Source organism: Hymenobacter mucosus, assembly GCF_900188255.1.
In the GTDB taxonomy this organism is placed as follows: domain Bacteria; phylum Bacteroidota; class Bacteroidia; order Cytophagales; family Hymenobacteraceae; genus Hymenobacter; species Hymenobacter mucosus.
The window spans coordinates 336,143-353,143 of record NZ_FZNS01000003.1 but is presented as its reverse complement, the minus strand read 5'-3'; the positions used below and the strand labels follow the sequence as shown (position 1 = coordinate 353,143).

Annotated in this window: 13 protein-coding genes; 5 read left to right on the top strand and 8 right to left on the bottom strand. The window is 55.2% G+C overall.

What is annotated here, in order from left to right; all coding sequences use genetic code 11:
- Positions 1-53: 53 nt before the first annotated feature.
- The 3 genes from CHB83_RS08670 to CHB83_RS08660 all read right to left on the bottom strand — a co-directional run bounded on the left by CHB83_RS08670 (position 54) and on the right by CHB83_RS08660 (position 2,476).
- Entirely contained in the window at positions 54-794 is a 741-nt protein-coding gene (locus tag CHB83_RS08670; RefSeq protein WP_179225492.1) for an alpha/beta fold hydrolase, read from the bottom strand.
- 76 nt (positions 795-870) lie between these two features.
- A complete protein-coding gene (locus CHB83_RS08665) occupies positions 871-1,485 on the bottom strand; it encodes a TlpA family protein disulfide reductase (RefSeq protein WP_089332324.1) in 615 nt (204 codons plus the stop codon).
- 61 nt (positions 1,486-1,546) lie between these two features.
- Positions 1,547-2,476 carry a LysR substrate-binding domain-containing protein gene (locus tag CHB83_RS08660; protein ID WP_089332323.1) on the bottom strand — a complete coding sequence of 310 codons (930 nt, stop codon included), beginning with the start codon at positions 2,474-2,476 and terminating at the stop codon, positions 1,547-1,549.
- Between the two features lie 158 nt (positions 2,477-2,634).
- On the opposite strand from CHB83_RS08660, the gene CHB83_RS08655 reads away from it, so the two are divergent.
- The 5 genes from CHB83_RS08655 (at position 2,635) to CHB83_RS08635 (ending at position 7,876) form a co-directional block, all read left to right on the top strand.
- Entirely contained in the window at positions 2,635-3,312 is a 678-nt protein-coding gene (locus CHB83_RS08655) for a response regulator (protein ID WP_089332322.1), read from the top strand.
- Positions 3,312-4,688: a HAMP domain-containing sensor histidine kinase gene (locus CHB83_RS08650; protein WP_045688768.1), complete on the top strand. Its 1,377-nt coding sequence runs from the start codon at positions 3,312-3,314 to the stop codon at positions 4,686-4,688. Before CHB83_RS08655 ends, CHB83_RS08650 begins: the two co-directional genes overlap by 1 nt.
- A 95-nt stretch (positions 4,689-4,783) precedes the next feature.
- Positions 4,784-5,077 (top strand): hypothetical protein, encoded by a 294-nt coding sequence (locus tag CHB83_RS08645; RefSeq protein WP_089332321.1) that lies wholly within the window; start codon positions 4,784-4,786, stop codon positions 5,075-5,077.
- Between the two features lie 64 nt (positions 5,078-5,141).
- Positions 5,142-6,086, top strand: coding sequence for an SdiA-regulated domain-containing protein (locus tag CHB83_RS08640; RefSeq protein ID WP_045688770.1), 945 nt, complete (start codon positions 5,142-5,144; stop codon positions 6,084-6,086).
- A 272-nt stretch (positions 6,087-6,358) separates the two neighbouring features.
- On the top strand, positions 6,359-7,876 hold the full coding sequence (locus tag CHB83_RS08635) for a catalase (protein ID WP_089332320.1): 1,518 nt from the start codon (positions 6,359-6,361) through the stop codon (positions 7,874-7,876).
- A 146-nt stretch (positions 7,877-8,022) separates the two neighbouring features.
- Here CHB83_RS08635 and CHB83_RS08630 read toward each other — a convergent pair whose 3' ends face one another.
- From CHB83_RS08630 to CHB83_RS08610, 5 genes are all read right to left on the bottom strand, one after another.
- Positions 8,023-9,360, bottom strand: a complete 1,338-nt coding sequence (locus CHB83_RS08630) for a family 1 glycosylhydrolase (RefSeq protein ID WP_045688772.1) — start codon at positions 9,358-9,360, stop codon at positions 8,023-8,025.
- A 132-nt stretch (positions 9,361-9,492) separates the two neighbouring features.
- Complete coding sequence (locus CHB83_RS08625) at positions 9,493-11,184, bottom strand: GMC family oxidoreductase (RefSeq protein ID WP_089332319.1); 1,692 nt, start codon at positions 11,182-11,184, stop codon at positions 9,493-9,495.
- A gap of 74 nt (positions 11,185-11,258) precedes the next feature.
- Positions 11,259-11,855: a gluconate 2-dehydrogenase subunit 3 family protein gene (locus CHB83_RS08620; protein ID WP_089332318.1), complete on the bottom strand. Its 597-nt coding sequence runs from the start codon at positions 11,853-11,855 to the stop codon at positions 11,259-11,261.
- Positions 11,856-12,074: 219 nt separating this feature from the next.
- Positions 12,075-13,562, bottom strand: coding sequence for a RagB/SusD family nutrient uptake outer membrane protein (locus CHB83_RS08615; protein WP_089332317.1), 1,488 nt, complete (start codon positions 13,560-13,562; stop codon positions 12,075-12,077).
- A 23-nt stretch (positions 13,563-13,585) separates the two neighbouring features.
- Positions 13,586-16,753 carry a SusC/RagA family TonB-linked outer membrane protein gene (locus tag CHB83_RS08610; protein WP_236705100.1) on the bottom strand — a complete coding sequence of 1,056 codons (3,168 nt, stop codon included), beginning with the start codon at positions 16,751-16,753 and terminating at the stop codon, positions 13,586-13,588.
- Positions 16,754-17,001 lie beyond the last annotated feature (248 nt).

Here is a 17,001-nt window from a genome sequence, read left to right as displayed (position 1 = left end):
AAGTAGGCTGTGAAGTTCGGCGTTTTCCGCTGGAACCGGAAGAACCGAGCGTTTTATAAAGTGCTGGCAAAGGTGCGTAGCAGCTCCGCTACTTCCTCTGGCGCCTCGTAAGGTAGCAGGTGGCCAGCACCGCCCACAATTTCCAGGGGCGTACCAGTGGGCAGCAAGGGCAGGGTTTCCAGCCCGTGCACCGAGGGCGACATCACGTCATCCTGGTCGCCGGCAATGATAGTGCACGGCACCGCCACCGTGCACATTCGGGCGCTAATATCTTCCCGGCTGCCATGCAGTAGCCACGCGTCCCACGCTAGGCGGGTACTACGCAGGTTGTCTTGCAGAATTTGTTGGCGCACAGGTTCCGGCAGGGGCCGAGCCGTAATTTTCCGGAAGGTTTTTTCGGCTTCACTGAGCTTACCGTAGGCCCGCATACTAGCAAGGCGCTCCTCATCCGTCATGGGCTCGGGCAAGGGAGGCGAGGGGCTCAAAAGCACTACCCCAGCCAAACCCGCGGGCTGCCGAGCGGCCAGGGCCAGCGCCACCTTGCCGCCCATACTATGCCCTGCTAGTACGTAGCGCGTAATCTGATTATCAGCCAAATACTGCCCCACCTGTGCTACATATGCATCTACGGTGTACTTGCTCCCAACGGGAGCTGGCGCTTCCCCAAAGCCCAACAAATCGGGGGCGAGGAAGGAATAGTCGGGGGCGAGGAGGTCGGCTACGGCTTGAAAGGCATGGCCGGCCCCCGCCCAGTAATGCAGGCCAACAAACGTGAGCGGTGCTACAGCGGGCATAGAACAAGGGGATGAGGCCCGAAGCAGTACGCCAGGGCCGCGTGAGCAAGTAGGGCTACTACGTAGGTGGGAAGCCCTATAGCTGAGCTGGACCCGCCAACTTTTCCAGGGCCTGCTTAAACTCCGGCGTATCGTAGTCGGCCATGCCTTCATGCCGGGCGGCTATTTGCCCATCAGGCCCAAGCACAATTGTGGTGGGAATAGCCTCAGACTCAAAAGCGGCGGGCAGACCGGCAACTGGGAAGTATACCGGAAAGGTGTAGCCTTTGCGGGCCACCAGCCGGCGCGCCTTCTCCGGGTTCTGGTCCAGGGAAAGCATCACGAAGGCGACCTTACGCTTATCTACCTGGTTGTAGAGCTTCTGGAGGCTCGGCATTTCGGCCACGCAGGGTGGGCACCAGCTGGCCCACAGGTTTAGCAGCACCACTTTGCCTTGCAAGTCGCGCAGGTTGGTGGTCTTACCATCCAGGCTAAGCAACGGCACATTATGGGGGTAGGTGCCCGCTGCCGGTTGTAGAGGTAGCGGTGCCGAGGTACTGGGCAGCTCTGGGCGCCACAGCCCGGTAGCAAGCAGGCCGCGCTGCACGCCGCCTAGTACGGGTGTGCGCAAATCCGTAGTCAGCACCAGCAGAAAAGCGGCCACGCCAAGCCACTGGGCCGTGGTGCTCCACGAAGGTTTCGAGAAATGCATAGTTGGTTTCTGAAAGGATGCTGTAACGCCTAATGAAAGGAAGCACGAGACGATGACGCCGCTACTTCCACCGAATTTTCTGCCCGACCTTGCCCGCTTGCAAACGCTCCGGCACTTTGCTCAGGATGATGTCGCGCAGGGTTGCCAGTAGGGGCAGCCGCACAAACCCGTGATGCACTACCAAGCTAATTTCGCGCACGGGCTGGGGCGCTTCAAACCGCTTTACCATGGGGCTGTGCAGCTCCTGCAGCACCGATAGCTCCGGTACGAGGGTATAGCCGTGGTTGTGGCGCACTAGCTCCTTCAGGGTTTCAATGGAGCCGCTTTCGTAAGTGAAGGGCCGGGCCGTGGCGGCGGGCGAAGGGGCGCAAATATTGAGCACTTGGTGGCGGAAGCAGTGACCTTGTTGCAAAAGCCACAAGCCTGGGGCACCCATATCCTGGGGGATGATGGTGGCCTGCGCATACAGCTCGTGGTTTTCGGAGATGTAGCCCAGGAAGGGTTCTTCCAGCACCGGAACTTCACGCAATTGCCGGTCGTCGAGAGGGGTTACCAGCAGGCCAATATCCAACTGGTTATCCTTCAACTGCTGAATAATTTGCGCCGACTGCAGCTCTTCCACTTGCACCCGAAGCTGGGGGTAGCGCTCCACTAGTTCCACCAGGAATAGGGGCACCAGGTAAGGCGCCAGCGTGGGAATGATGCCCAAGCGGAGCTCCCCAATTAGCTCTCCTTTTTCTAGCTGCACTACCTCCCGCAGTTGTTGCACCTCGCGCACCACCTGCCGGGCCTGCTGCACCACTTTGGCTCCCACGGCGGTAGGCTGCACGCCCTTGGTTGTGCGGTCGAACAGCAACACGCCTAGCTCCTCCTCCAGCTTCTGAAGCTGCATGCTAAGCGTGGGCTGGGTAACGTGGCACTTCTCGGCGGCCAGTACAAACTGTCGATAGGTATCCAGGGCGACTAGGTACTCTAGCTGCTGCAAATTCATGCAGCAAATATAGCCAATGGATATAGGTAGGCCGATTGGCATTGCTACTGGCTATAGCTAGTTGTGCCGCGTGCCGCCGAAAACTGCTGCTTTTCTCGCTCCCGACAACCCTACCCGCCGTTTGCAGTTCTTACTATCTAGTTCATTGTTCTGTTCGCATGAAATTACTGTTGGTGGAAGACGAGCCGAAACTGGCTTCCTTTATTCAGAAGGGCTTTCAAAATGAAGGCTACGACTTGGATGTGGCCTTTGATGGTCAGCTTGGCTTATCGTTGTTTCGCCAGCACACCTACGACCTCATTATCCTCGACGTCAACCTGCCCTACCTCAATGGCTTTGCACTCTGCGAGAAAATCCGGGCCGACAACCCCCACGTACCCGTGCTGTTCCTGACGGCCTTCGACAGTATAGAGGACAAAGTAGTAGGCTTTGAGGCCGGCGCCGACGACTACCTGGTAAAGCCTTTCAAGTTTCAGGAGCTGCTGCTGCGGGCCCGTGCCCTCACCAAGCGCAGCGCCGACCAGTCGGCCGTGAAACGCCTGCTCCGCATGGCCGACCTTGAGCTGAACCTGGAAAGCAAGACCGTCACTCGCGGAGGGCAGCGCATCGACCTTACGGCCAAAGAGTACTCGTTGCTGGAATATCTACTGCTGAACCGCGGCAAAATTATTTCGCGGGTTGACATCACGGAGAAAGTATGGGAGCTGGACTTCGACACCAATACCAACGTTATAGATGTATATATTAGCCACTTGCGCCGCAAGCTAGACAAGGGCTTTGAGCCCAAGCTGATTCATACGGTAGTGGGCATGGGCTACGTGATGCGGGAAGGCTGATGCTGATTCGGAACAAGCTGATTCTGCGGTTTATGGCGCTGGTCATCACCATCCAGCTTTGCCTGACTGCGTTCATCTATTACTACAGTGCCCAGGCGCGGGAGCTGCGCTTCTACCACCGCCTGGAAGCCAAAGCCGAACAAACCGCCCACTTGCTCATTCATCGCCTCAACTTGGAGCCGGAGGTGCTGCAAAGCTTCCGTAAAAAGGATTTGCTGACGATGCACAACGAGCGCATCAGTATTTATGACCCCCAGCGGCGCTTGGTCTTTCACCTTGCCCAAGTGCCGCAGGATGCTGGCATACCTACCCAGGACACGGCGTACTTCAATCAGATTACCCGAAAAAAGCCCGCCCGTTTTCAGCGCGGCAAAGTAGAAACCCTTGGTATGCTTTACCGCCACCAGGGGAAACCCTACCTCATCTTCGTAGCCGGGCGCGACCAGTTTGGCGGGCGCGAGTTTGACACCCTGCGCTCCATTTTACTTGGGGGCAACTTGGGGGCGTTGGTGCTCATCATTGGGGCAGCTTGGTACTTTGCCGACCGCTCGTTGCGGCCCCTCTCGCGCATGGTGACCGAGGTGAAAGGCATTACAGCCTCCAACCTGCGAAAACGGGTAGACGAGGGCAACCGGCGCGATGAAATTGCCCATTTAGCCATGACCTTCAACGAGATGCTCAGCGGGTTGGAGCAGTCGTTTGAGGCGCAGAAAAGCTTTCTATCGCACGCTTCTCACGAATTGCGCACGCCCCTAGCCAACGTTCTCGGCACCTTAGAAACTGCTTCGGCCTACGACACCGAGCTGCCGGCCGCCAAGCGGAGCATCGACTCGGCCGTGGAGGAAATTCAGCGAATCATCGACCTGACCAACGGCCTATTGGCCCTCGCCAAAGCCGACGACACGTCGTTCCGCCGTACGCCCGTGCAACTAGATGATGTAGTACTACAAGCCGTGGATAGTTGCTCGGCGCGCTACCCCGGCCGGACCGTGCAAGTTGAGTTTGGCACCTGGCCCGAGACGGTAGAGGCCGTGTTTAGCGTGCCCGGCAACGCCCAGCTCCTGCAAACAGCTGTGCTCAACCTGCTCGATAATGCCTGCAAATACTCGACGCAGACCGTGACGGTAGCCCTGGGCTACGAAACACCCCGGCAAATTCTACTCACTATTACGGATACGGGTTCGGGCCTGGCTGCCGACGAGCTTATGCGCGTAGTGGAGCCCCTGTACCGCGGAGCCAACGGCCGCGACAAGCCCGGCTACGGTTTGGGCCTAGCCATAACCCAAAAGATTGTGCAGGTGCACGCCGGGCAGTTGCAGATTGCGTCGGAGGTAGGAAAGGGAACGAGGGTGTTGGTTCGGCTGCCAGCCCTATAAGCTGGCCGGGGCGCATTCAGGTTATTTTAATGTGACAGTCAGACGGCGTTAATGTTGCGGAGAGTCCTTTGCAGTAAACGTATCTGCTTTGCTTCATGCCTACTCCTGCTCCTTCCTCTACTTCGCTGTTGCCATGGTTGCTGGCGCTGGCTTTGTTGCTATCCGTGAGCATCAACTTGTATTGCCTCACGCCTAGCTACCGGTCGGCCCGCGGCGCTGCTACGGCTTCTGCCGATGCCGTGCGCCTGAAGGAGTTAGAGGACGATGACGACGAGGATGAAGACAATGACACTTCCTGGGCTTCGCTGACCGAGGAGCTGCGCCAAATGCGCCAGCAACTCGCCGCCTGCCAGGGCCAGCCGCTACCTGACTCCCTGGCTTCCCGGTGAGTAGTAGCGTACCCATAAGTCTGTGCTTCGAGTATCCCTAATCCTGCTTACCCCCTTCATAAGTATGAAAACGTTCTTTTTGCCTTTGTTGCTGCTCACCAACTGGTGCAGCACGCCAGTTGCGCGCGTTGCGTCTTCGGCTCCCGTACCCGTTGTACCCGTTCGGTCGGTCAACCAGCCCGGCCCGGGTAGCGCGGCCCCTGCCGGGCGCATGACCTACGACTTCAGCCGCCCAGCGGCTTCCTACGCTATGCCTTCGGAGTTGGCTGAGCTATCGGGCATTGCCTTGCACGGCGCGGGCCACATTGTGGGCGTGGAAGACGAAACGGGCACCTTGTACGAGTACAACCTGCAGAGCCAGAAGGTAGACCACACCGTGTCGTTTGGCGAAGATGGCGACTATGAAGACCTCGCCCGCGTGGGCAACGACTGGTTTATTTTGCGTAGCGACGGTACGTTGCTGCGCTACAACGGCACGACTACCCAAGCCTACGAAACCGGCCTTACCTTCGCCAACGAGCCCGAGGGCCTCACCTATGATGCTACTACGAAAACGCTTTTGGTAGCCTGCAAAGGTGAGCCCGGCGCCGACCTGCCCGACACCAAACGAGCCGTGTACCGCCTGCAAGCGGGCTCCTACAAAGCCGAAGCTACCCCGGCCTACGTGCTAGATGTGGAGTCTATTGGGGCAAGTGTGCCCAGTCAGGAAGCAGTAGAAAAGAAATCGGGCAAGAAAGGCAAGAAGAAGGGCGGCTTGAAGGGCTTCTCCCCTTCCGCCGTGGCAGTACACCCACTCACACACCACATCTTTGTGCTGTCGGCCCGGCAGAATGGCATTGTGGAGCTCGACGAAGCTGGGGCCTTGGTTGCGGCTCAGCCTTTATCGTCTGAGCTGTTTCCTCAGCCCGAGGGGCTAGCCTTCACCGCCAACGGTGAGTTGTATATCTCGACGGAAGCGGGCAAGAAATCGGGCCACGCCACCATTCAATTATTCCGCCCCCAGCACTAACGGCGCGTTTTCACGCTCTTGTGGCTGCTATTTCTAAGAGCACCGCTTCTGCTATTGTAGCCGGGGCGGTGCTTTTTAGTTTTTCCTATCGAGTTCGAAACATCTGTAAACTAACCGTTGAGCTTACAGCGAATCTATCTATAAGCAAAAGCTATACTTGTATAAAAACAATCGATTTTACTTATAACAAAGTAAGCTCAACCTTTGTCGCGCATCCGGAGCCGTTGCGGCCTGGACTTCTGCATCGACATCTCCTTTTTTCTTTAGATAGCATGGAAGAATCAACCCAACCCAAGAAGCTGACCACAGCTGCTGGCCGCCCGATTTTTGACAATCAAAACTCTGTTTCGGCGGGTCCGCGCGGGCCGCTGTTGCTCCAAGATTACTTCCTGCAGGAGAAGCTGGCGCACTTCAACCGGGAGCGGATTCCAGAGCGCGTAGTGCACGCCAAAGGGTCGGGCGCCTACGGTACGTTCACCGTCACCCACGACATTACGAACCTGAGTCGGGCGCAGATTTTCAGCCAGGTGGGCAATCAGTGCCGCACCTTCTTGCGCTTCAGCACGGTAGGTGGTGAGAAGGGCTCGGCTGATACCGAGCGCGACCCCCGCGGCTTTGCCCTGAAATTTTACACCGAAGGCGGTAACTGGGACCTGGTGGGCAACAACACGCCCGTATTCTTTGTGAAAGACCCGGTGAAGTTTCCCGACTTCATTCATACCCAGAAGCGGGAAGCCCGTTCCAACCGCAAGTCGCCCACAATGATGTGGGACTTCTGGAGCTTAAACCCCGAGAGCCTGCACCAAGTAACCATCCTAATGTCGGACCGGGGCACGCCCTACGGCTACCGCCACATGCACGGCTACGGCTCACACACGTTCTCTCTCATCAACGCCCAGAATGAGCGCGTGTGGGTGAAATTTCACTTCCGCACCGAGCAGGGTGTGAAGAATTTCAGCAACGAGGAAGCAACCCAGATGAAGGCGCACGACGCGGACTTCGCCCAGCACGACCTTGTAGACGCCATTGATAACGGCAATTTCCCCCGCTGGAAGATGTTTATTCAAACCATGACCCAGGAGCAGGCCAAGCAGTTCCGTTGGAACCCCTTCGACCTAACCAAGGTGTGGCCCCAGGGTGAGTTCCCGCTGCAGGAAGTGGGCGTGCTAGAGCTGAACGAAGTGCCAGTAAACTACCATGCCCACGTGGAGCAAGCTGCCTTCGCCCCTGCTCACGTGGTAGATGGTATTGGTTACTCGCCCGATAAAATGCTACAGGGCCGCATCCTGAGCTACCCCGATGCCCAGCGCTACCGACTGGGGGCCAACTACGAGCACCTGCCCGTGAATGCCTGCCCCTACGGCTTCAGCAACTACCAGCGCGACGGGCAGATGGCCCTGGGTGACAACGGCGGCCCCGGCCCCAACTACTTCCCCAACTCCTTCGACGGCCCCGTGGAAGACAAAACTGTGGGTGAACCCGACCAGGAGCTAGACGGCCTGTTCGCCGACCGTTTTGACCGCAACGTGGGCCCTGGCGACGACGACCACTACACTCAGCCCGGTAACTTGTTCCGTCTGCTGGACGCTCAGGCCCAGCGCAACCTCATCGACAACATTGTGGGTTCGATGAGCGGTATTGAAGGTCCTAAGAAGGACCTCATCATGCAGCGTCAGCTTTGCCACTGGTTCCGCGCTGATATTCGCCTGGGTATGGCCATTGCCAAGGGCTTGGGTGTAGATGTGGAAATGCCAACCCAACATCCGCAGCCTGCCGAGGCTGCGGTATAGATTACAATCTGTACTACCGTGGGAATTGAAAAGCCGCTCCAGAATCTGGAGCGGCTTTTTGCTTTAAGGCCAGAGCTACAGCCAGTAGCGAGCCTCCGTTGTTGAGCGTCTTCACGCCTGGCACCAGCTCACCCCAACGACCTTGCCTACTTCTCTACTTTTAGGGTAGCGGGGCGGCTGGTAAATTCGAATATCTCCCCGTGCGGCATCACCGTGATTTGACCAAACTCTTGGAGCAGCATCTTGTAGCTTTCTCCCACCGGCCTGATTTTACGGTCTAGGTCATAGAGGCCGCAGGCATTCACCGACATGCGCTTTTCCGCCAGGCTGATGTCCCAATCGAGCTGGTCGAGGAGGCTATACCAGGTGAAGCCCACCACTGGCACTCCATCCTGACGAATACGCTGCACGTTTACCCACTGCTTCCAGAGCCAGCACTCGGCGTCCTTGGCATCGAAGGTATTGGTTTCCGTGTGCATGACGGGCTTGCGGTACCGCTCGTAGTACTGGCGCGTCATGGTGTACCAGCCCAGCACGTCTTCAGCCGAGCACCAGTTCCCGTCGGGCTTTATAATTCGCTCGTTGCGCCCGTAGTAATCGTTGCCCATGATCTGGTATCCGGGAGGTTCACCGGCCATAAACCACTTCAACTCTTCACGGGTCATGCCGTTATCAAGGCAGTAGAGCAGCACCTCCGCGTCGATGGTGTGCGCATACAGCAGATCTAGGGAAAGAAAGCGCAGCTTGTTGGTGAGGCGGACCTCGTCGCTTTCCACGGCGCGCATTTCGTGGATGTACTCGGCCGATTCGCTCTGCACAATCACGCAATCGGGGCGGTACCGGGCAATTTGCTGGTTGCCCATAATGCTGGCCGCCGCACAGTGCTTCATGGCCGTGATGAAGGCCCGGTCGTCTTTGAGCTGCTCGTTCCAAATTCCATCCTTGGCCGACGCCCGGGCCGTCACGTAAATCTCGTTGACGGGCGTATAGAAGCGCACCCAGGGGTAGCGCTGGGCCACTGCCCCGCAGTATTCAGCAAAGTGCACCGGCAGCTCCGGGTTCTGGAAGTTGCCTAGCCAATCGGGCACGCCGAAGTGCATCAGGTCCAAGATAGGCGTGATGCCGAGGCGCTTGATTTCGGCCATGGCCTTGTCGGCAAATTCCCAATCAAATTTACCCGGAGCCTTATGAATAAGGTAGTAAGGCAGGTTGTAGCGCAGTACTTTCAGCCCCATTTCTTTCACTAGCCCCAGGTCTTCCTTGTAGCGGCTGTAGTGGTCGGTTTCGGCTAGTAAGTCCCGCCGAATGGTGCCGTTGGCAATAGTGGGGTACGAGCACTCAATACCGGTAGCAAACATGAAGTTGCCAGGATTGCCCGTGGGCACTCCGCTACCATCGTGGCCCGCTGCGCCGCCAAACTCGTCGCCTTCGTAATTGCCGTCGCCGAAGTGTCTTTTAATGTGGGTGAGGAAGCTGCTAGCCATGAGGAAAGAGAGGGTAATTGAAGCACTACCTTCCTTAGATGATGTTGTGCATCAAGCAAACAAGTAGGGTTGGGGAGAGTGAAGCGACTAGCCCGACCAAATTAGACCGCTATATCAAACTGGTTGGGTACATCACCTATCCAGCCGCTGCTGAGCGGCCAGGAATTTATCGGCCGTGCGCAAGCTCAGCGCCATGATGGTAAGGGCCGGGTTGACACTGAGGGCACTAGGAAACACGGAGTTATCGCAGATGTAGAGGTTGGGAACATCGAACGCGCGGCCGTCGGCATTTACAACTGCATCGTCGCCGGAAAGCCCCATGCGGGCTGTACCAATAGTATGGGCATAGCGCTCAAATGCCCAGATATCCTGTGCTCCAGCGGCTTGCCAAATCTGTCGCATAAGTTTCTCGGCGTGCGTATTCATCCGCTGCTCATTTTCCTGAGCCGAAAAATGAACGCGTGGTTTGGGCAGGCCACGGGCATCCTTCTCCTCGGCCAGTTCCAGAAAGTTGCTTTGGTGCGGTAGGCAGTCACCCAGAATATTGATGCCCGCTACGTGGTTGTAGTTGCGCATGTAGTCGCGCAGAGGCTGCCCCCACAGCTTGCGTTGACGCACCATCTGAGAGGCAAAGGTTACGGGCATCACGCCAATGCTCTGCAATAGGTAGCCACCCACAAAATCAGCATCGGCGGGGCGGTGCGTATCCTCGGAGATAAGCCCCCCAGGTATTCCCTTGTACGGTCGAATATCGTTGGCAAACGTGCCCCACACTTGCATGCCCGGGTGAGCCATGAAGTTCTTGCCTACCTGTCCACTGGTCAGGGCCAGTTCATTGAGCAGCAGCAAACGGGGGGTTTCTACGGCTCCTGCGCACAGAAACAGATGGCGGCACCGCTGCCGCTTTTGCTCTCCGTATTGCTCATACACCACGGCTGTAATGCGGCCTTGAGCATCGCGCTCAATTTCCGTTACGAATGCGTCGGACCTTATTTCGGCCCCGTATGATTCGGCCAGGGGCAAAAAGGTTACGTCCATACTGGCCTTGGCACCACGGTTGCACCCGGCCTGGCAGAAGCCGCGGTTTGTGCACGCCTCGCGCCAGCCAATCCCCTCCTGGTAGTAGCGCGCCGACAGCGCAGCATTGGCAGCTGGTGAAGTCCGAATACCAAGATCAGCACAGGCTTTTTGCATGAGCAAGGCCGCCCCATTTAATGGCAATGGAGCCAACGGGTAGCTTTTGCGTCTGTTGGGGTCCCACGGGTAGGAAGCAGGGCCACTTACCCCCAGAAAATGCTCTAGCTCCTCGTAATACGGCTCCAGCTCCTCAATACCAAACGGCCAATCTACGCCTTTTCCAAAATCGGTAAACAGGCTAAGGTCGCCCCGATGAGCCCGCGGAGTGTAGGCCGTGTAGTGCAACGTTGAGCCGCCCACACCGGTACCAGAGTTATTGTTGCCGAATGCTACCGGCGTTTTTCCAGCCGACAACCGCTCATCGTTCCAAAACAGGAAGTGTTGGGCTTTCTCGTCAGTAGCATACTCTTTGGTTGGGTCGCGGCGGGGGCCTGCTTCTAGGGCTACCACCTTCAGGCCTGCCATGGCCAAGCGCGCCAGTAGGGGCGCGCCACCCGCTCCCGTCCCAATCACAACACAGTCTACTTCATCTACTGGGTCGGGAAGCGGAGCGGACTGTTCAAGTTCAACGGGGCTGGCAGCAGCAAACTCTTCGTCTTCCGCCAAAATGCTTTTCAGCAGGGGGTCTTGAATCTCCGGCTTGATCGGGTTCAGAACGCCTTCTTCCAGTACTTCTTCGTCGGGCATGAAACAACGCCAACATCTTGTTGGCTACTATGAGGTGAGGGAATGAGCCGGGTCTAGAGTTCGGTTAGATACCCTTACAGAGCTTCAGGCTCGCGCGGCTCCAGTTGGTTGGGCTCCAAATGCGACCAGCCCGGAACGTCGGCCATACCCACATACCCGATTTCCTCCTGGGCCAGTGGATGCGAGTAGTATGCTTCAGTCAGTTCGGCCAACAGTTCCTCAAAAAACCGATCAATAGGTAACCGCTGCCAATTAGTACCTGCCGCAGTACCCGCCGCTACTGCCTCCATCACCAGATTTTGCTGGTCTCGAGCTAAGACCACGAACGGTTGTTGATACATGGCTTCAGCTGCTTGGTTGATGCCGCCAAGGCCCACGCGGTACGCTTCCCTATCGGGCGGCATAACGTCGTAGCGCCAGCCGTCTGAGTCGCCTTCTGCTAGCCGTTTGTCTATTACCGGCGCCAGCTCAATGGGGTATTCCCGCTCGGGCTGCGGATAAATGCAGGCAGCTACCGCACGGAGCAGTTCATACGTCGAGGCATCGAAGAGTTGCGGCGTGTAGGGCGTGGTCTGCAAGCGAGGCAGCAGGGCCGCCTTGGTTGCTTCCGTTACCAAGTCGGTTTGGAGCAGGGCACGTACAGTGCCCTCAGGATAATGAGGGGAAGACATATAGACCTACGACCTAAACAGAGGAGCTTTCTTTCCCATACTGACGAGCTAGGCACGATGAAGGTTTTGCCGAAAACTTAAAACCCCTTATTTACTCTAAAATGAAGGCTTTCTTTTTCTCCCCTCTGTTCTTGCATTCCACCTGCCTTACCCTAATTGCCATAAAAAAGGCCCCTCCAACAATGGAGGGGCCTAGTCACGTAACAGGATGCGACTGACTTAGTTGCGCGTCATCAAGTTGTTGGTTTGCAATTCACTGGATGGAATCGGCCACACGTAAAGCGGATTGGTTGGCTCTACAGCACTAACTGTTCCCTTGCCAGGAATAGTGGCATTCAAACGCATGATATCGATGTTACGGATACCTTCTGCCAAGAACTCGATGCGACGCTCTAACAATACTGCTTCAACTGCTGCCGCAGTATTTGCGAAGGCAGCATAGGCGCCAGTTGGGTTCGAACGAGTACGTACGGCATTCAACAAGGCCAAGGCCTGAACATCGGCCGGACCGGCAGTACGGAAACGTGCTTCTGCCAAGCTCAGCAGCACTTCTGCATAGCGGATTACCGGTGCCTTATCAGTGTAGGGAGAACCAGTGGAATACTTCTGCATGAACGATTCCGTGCCCACTACTTTTACGAAGTTGGTACGACGAGCATCCGTAGCGGCCCACGCAGGATTTGCTAGAATGCCGGTTGGGTTCAAGCCATACTCACCGTTGCCGATAGGGCCAGGCGAGAAATAATAGGCCAACTGGTTTTGAGTACCCGGCGTATTTTGGGCAGTGAACGGGAAGCTCAGAATGCTTTCCGTTGTTACCTGAGGAGAGGCAAATACCGCTGCAATGGAAGGGTTCAGAGCGTGTGCTACTCCACTGGCAGCTACGAACGGCGCCGTCTTCGGCACAATTTTGTCGGCCTCCTTAATCACATCCTCGTAGCGGCCCATCGACAGGTATACACGCGTTTTCAAAGCAATGGCAGTATTGCGATGAGCGCGAGTTACATTCGATTCTGCTGATGAATAATTCAGCGGCAGAATTTTCTCGGCAGCGTCTAGGTCTGCCAGAATTTGGGTGTAGACCTCCGCCACGGTGCTGCGCGCCAAGTTGTTGTTTTCAGCATTGGTTTCAGCCTGCAGGCGCAGAGGTAGTCCTGGCTTGCTGCCGTTACCATCAACATATGGCCGGGCATACAGCTGCAACATGGCATAGTAGCACAGAGCGCGCAAGGTCCGGGCCTCTCCAACGTAGTTAGGAACGTTCTTCGTTGTGTAGTCGGCAGCGAAAACCGGCGTCACGTACTTCGCAGTATTGGCCTCGAGTCCCCGCAAGAATACGTTGATCTGGTTGATAGCAGCGTAACCAGCACCCCACACACTTAACACATCGTTGGCAGATGTTTCCGTGAGGGTATGGTTCCACACGCTTAGTGCAGTTACGGCGTTGGAAGTACGATTGATGAAATCATTGGCTCGCACATCACTGTACACCTGATAGCGCCCGCCCAGAAAACTACCGGTTTTCACGTAGGCGTACATGTTATTAACCTGCAGATCTACCCGGGCAGGAGTATCAAATACTACCTGATCTGAGAAGGCTGTTTCTGGTATGGGGTCAAGCAAATCTTTGTTGCACGAAAATGTACCTAAGGCCAGTAGCGAGGTGCACAGTGCGATGGTTACTTGCTTTTTTATAGTCGTCTGCATTAGAATGCTCCTTTGTTAAAACGCTAGAAACTGATGTTGAAGCCAGCCGTGTAGGTACGGGCCTGTCCTACTGAGTTGCGGTCGACGCCGGCACCGGTATTGCTGGAACCGTTGGTAGAGATTTCGGGGTCAATACCAGAGTACTTAGTCAGCAAGGCTGCGTTCTGCACCTGCACGTAGAAGCGTGCACTTGACATTTTGAGGCGGTTAACCAAGCTAGGCGCAAACGTATAGCCCAACGACACATTCCGTAGACGGGCAAAGTCGCCCTTCTCTACGTTCGACGACATCACCAGTGCAGAGCCGTTCGATACGTTGTCGCCATACACCACACGTGGGTATTCAGCGTTTGTATTCTCTGCCGTCCAACGATTCAGGATATCTACATCGTTGTTCCAGAAACGCTGGTCGTGCAAGCCCGCTTTGGTGCCGTTGTAGATGTAGTTACCGCCCGAGAACTGAATGAATACACCCAGGTCAAAATTCTTGAAGCGGAAATTGTTGTCAAAGCCTCCGTACCAGGTAGGTAACACGGGACCGAAGTATTCACCATCGCCCAACTGCGTAGGAGCAGTAGTAGCTCGGCCATCTAGCGTTGTCCAGCCACCACCAAGGTGGTTGTACTGCTTGATTACTTCAGTCTCGTTGCCATTGGCATCCTTAATCACCGTCCGAATCATCCGCTGACCGTTCGCAGGATTTACACCCAAAGAACGGACGGCAAGAATCTCGCCCACTGACTGACCAACCCGTGTGAAGTTTACTGTCTCCAGACCTGACGTGGCAGTACCGATACGTTGACCTTCGCTAGCTAGTGCAGTTACACGGTTTTTCAGTGTCGAGAAGTTAGCGCTGGTTGTCCAGTTAAAGTTTGTGCTTTGTATAGCGTTAAACTTTAGATTCAGCTCAATACCAGTGTTGCGCATAGAGCCCACGTTAGCACTGATGCTGTTGTCTGGAATACCCTTGGAGGGAGCTTGCGGCACGGGCAGAATCAATCCGTCTACCTCATTACGGTAGTACGTTACGTCGCCAGTAATACGATCTTCTAACAGACCATACGATAGCGCAATATCCGTCTTCTTACTCGTTTCCCAAGTCAGATTTGGGTTTCCAGCGAGGCTATACCCCAAAGTAGCAGCCGATCCGTACAAACCAGACGAGTACAGTTGCAGAGAGGCAAAATCATTCACTCCCAAGGCGTTGCCCACTTGCCCATAGCTGCCCGTAATTTTTAGGAAGTTGAGTGGAGTCAGGAAAGAAGCATCCTTCCAGAAAGACTCTTCCGAGAGGATATATCCGATAGACCCCCCGTAAAAGTTACCCCACTTATCACCCCAAGCAGAGTATCCATCACGGCGAGCATTAAAGGAAATCAGGTACTTCTTATTGAAGTCGTATGCTACCCGACCAAAGTAAGACAGCAAGTAATTCTCTCCTTGATAATTACCTGAAACGGCAATGTTGGTAAAGTTACCTTCGAAGGTATTAAACAGGTTATCAGCTACACCTGTACGGTTTGCTCCCCAGCGCAAGATATCGGTGTGTTGCTGCTCATTACCTACCAGAACAGAGAAGTTGTGGTTGCCACCTACCGTACGGTCGTATTGCAAGGTATTCTGCCAGTTCCACCGCTTATTGGTGCGGTAGTAATTTAAGGCCTGCCCACCAACAGAGTAGCCGTCGCCAGCAATAGCGGTATAGAAAGCCCGGTCTTCGAAGGCTATGTTGTTGATACCATAAGTAGTGCGGGCATTAAGACCTGGTAGCACTTCCCAGTTAGCATACACACTACCTTCTATCTGGTTGCCTTCTGAACGGAAGTAGTTGTTCTCTAAATCTACTACTGGATTGTAATAACCAGGGTAGAGCGGAGCCCCCGTAGTCAGAGTTGGGTTTAGGTTGGCTCCTGGGCCAATACCTGCCTGATAAGTATTGTAGCTACCATCTGGATTAAAGGCGGGGATATTGGGTGGCAGTACCAAAGGCAGACGGCCTAGGCCAGCAGTTCCGAATGCCCCATCGGCCACAGAACCAGAGTTTGGGGAAGCGTTTTTCGTGTTAGAGTAGCCAACACGGGCACCAACCGTAAAGGTCTTGTATACCTTATGGTCGATATTCAATCGGGCTGAAGCACGCTTGAATTCGTTTTTCTCCAGCATACCCTTCTGGTCGGAATAGCCAACGGACGTGTAGTACGTTGTTTTTTCGGTACCACCAGAGAAGTTGACGGTATTAGAAGTAGTGAAGCCCGTACGATAAATGTAATCGTACCAGTTAGTATCTACAGGGTTGCCGTTGCCATCTAACGTGGGCCGGAAGCCTTCTACGTTAGTAGCAGGCTGACCCAATGCTGCTCGGTTAGCATTCAGGTTTCGGACAGCTTCGTTTTTAATGTTGATGTACTGCTCGGCATTCAGCACGTCGTACAAACGCACAGCTTGTGATACACCGGCCCATGAATCCAGCGATATGCGGCTTTGGCCACGCTTGCCACGTTTGGTAGTAATAAGGATAACCCCACCAGCAGCTCGGGAGCCGTAGATAGCCGTGGAGGCGGCATCTTTCAATACCTCCATGCTTTCTATATCGTTGGGATTCAGATTACTAAGCGGGTTATTCGCTACGCTACCCACTGCGGAGCTATTGCCGCTATAAGTAGGTACGCCATCGATTACAACCAGTGGCTCTGAGCTTAGAGAAATTGAGTTAACGCCGCGGATACGGATAACGGGGGGGTTATTAAGTACCCCGTTAGGAGTTGTAATATTTACCCCTGAAGCTCGGCCCTGCAAAGCTTGGTCGAAGCTTTGTACTGGGGTAGTCGCAATTTCAGCACCCTTGATGGTGGCAATGGAGCCCGTCAGTTCACGCCGAGATTGGGTGATGCCGTAGCCTAGCACAACAACTTCATCCAAACCGGTGGCATTCACTGCCAGGGTTACATTAATGCTGCTTTGCGTTCCAATTGCTACTTCCTTGCTGTCGTATCCGATAAAGGAAAAAACCAGCGTATTAGAACCCGCAGGAACGGCTAGTGAATACCGGCCATCGGAATCAGTGGAAGTGCCTGCGGAGCCTCCTTTAGCAATTACTGTGACACCGGGTATTGCGGCCCCATCGGGACCCACTACTTGGCCAGTAACTGTACGTGCCTGAGCCAGCAGATCGTGGCCAGAAAGTGTGAGCACCGAAAGAGGGGCTAACAGTAGTAGTTTCCTCATGTGTTCGTATTTAATGAAAAGTAGAAAGCTCAGCGGATAGGCCAATAACAACCCTGATTACAACAAAAGCAACTTTTCTATGTAAATCACGCTTATTTCTGGCCGTATGGTTGCTTTTTTATCAGTAATAGACAACCAACATTGCAAGCCCACACTTTCACTATATTCCTACTTCGCCGTCTGAGCAGCCTGGTTTTTGTGTGATCCGGCCAAAA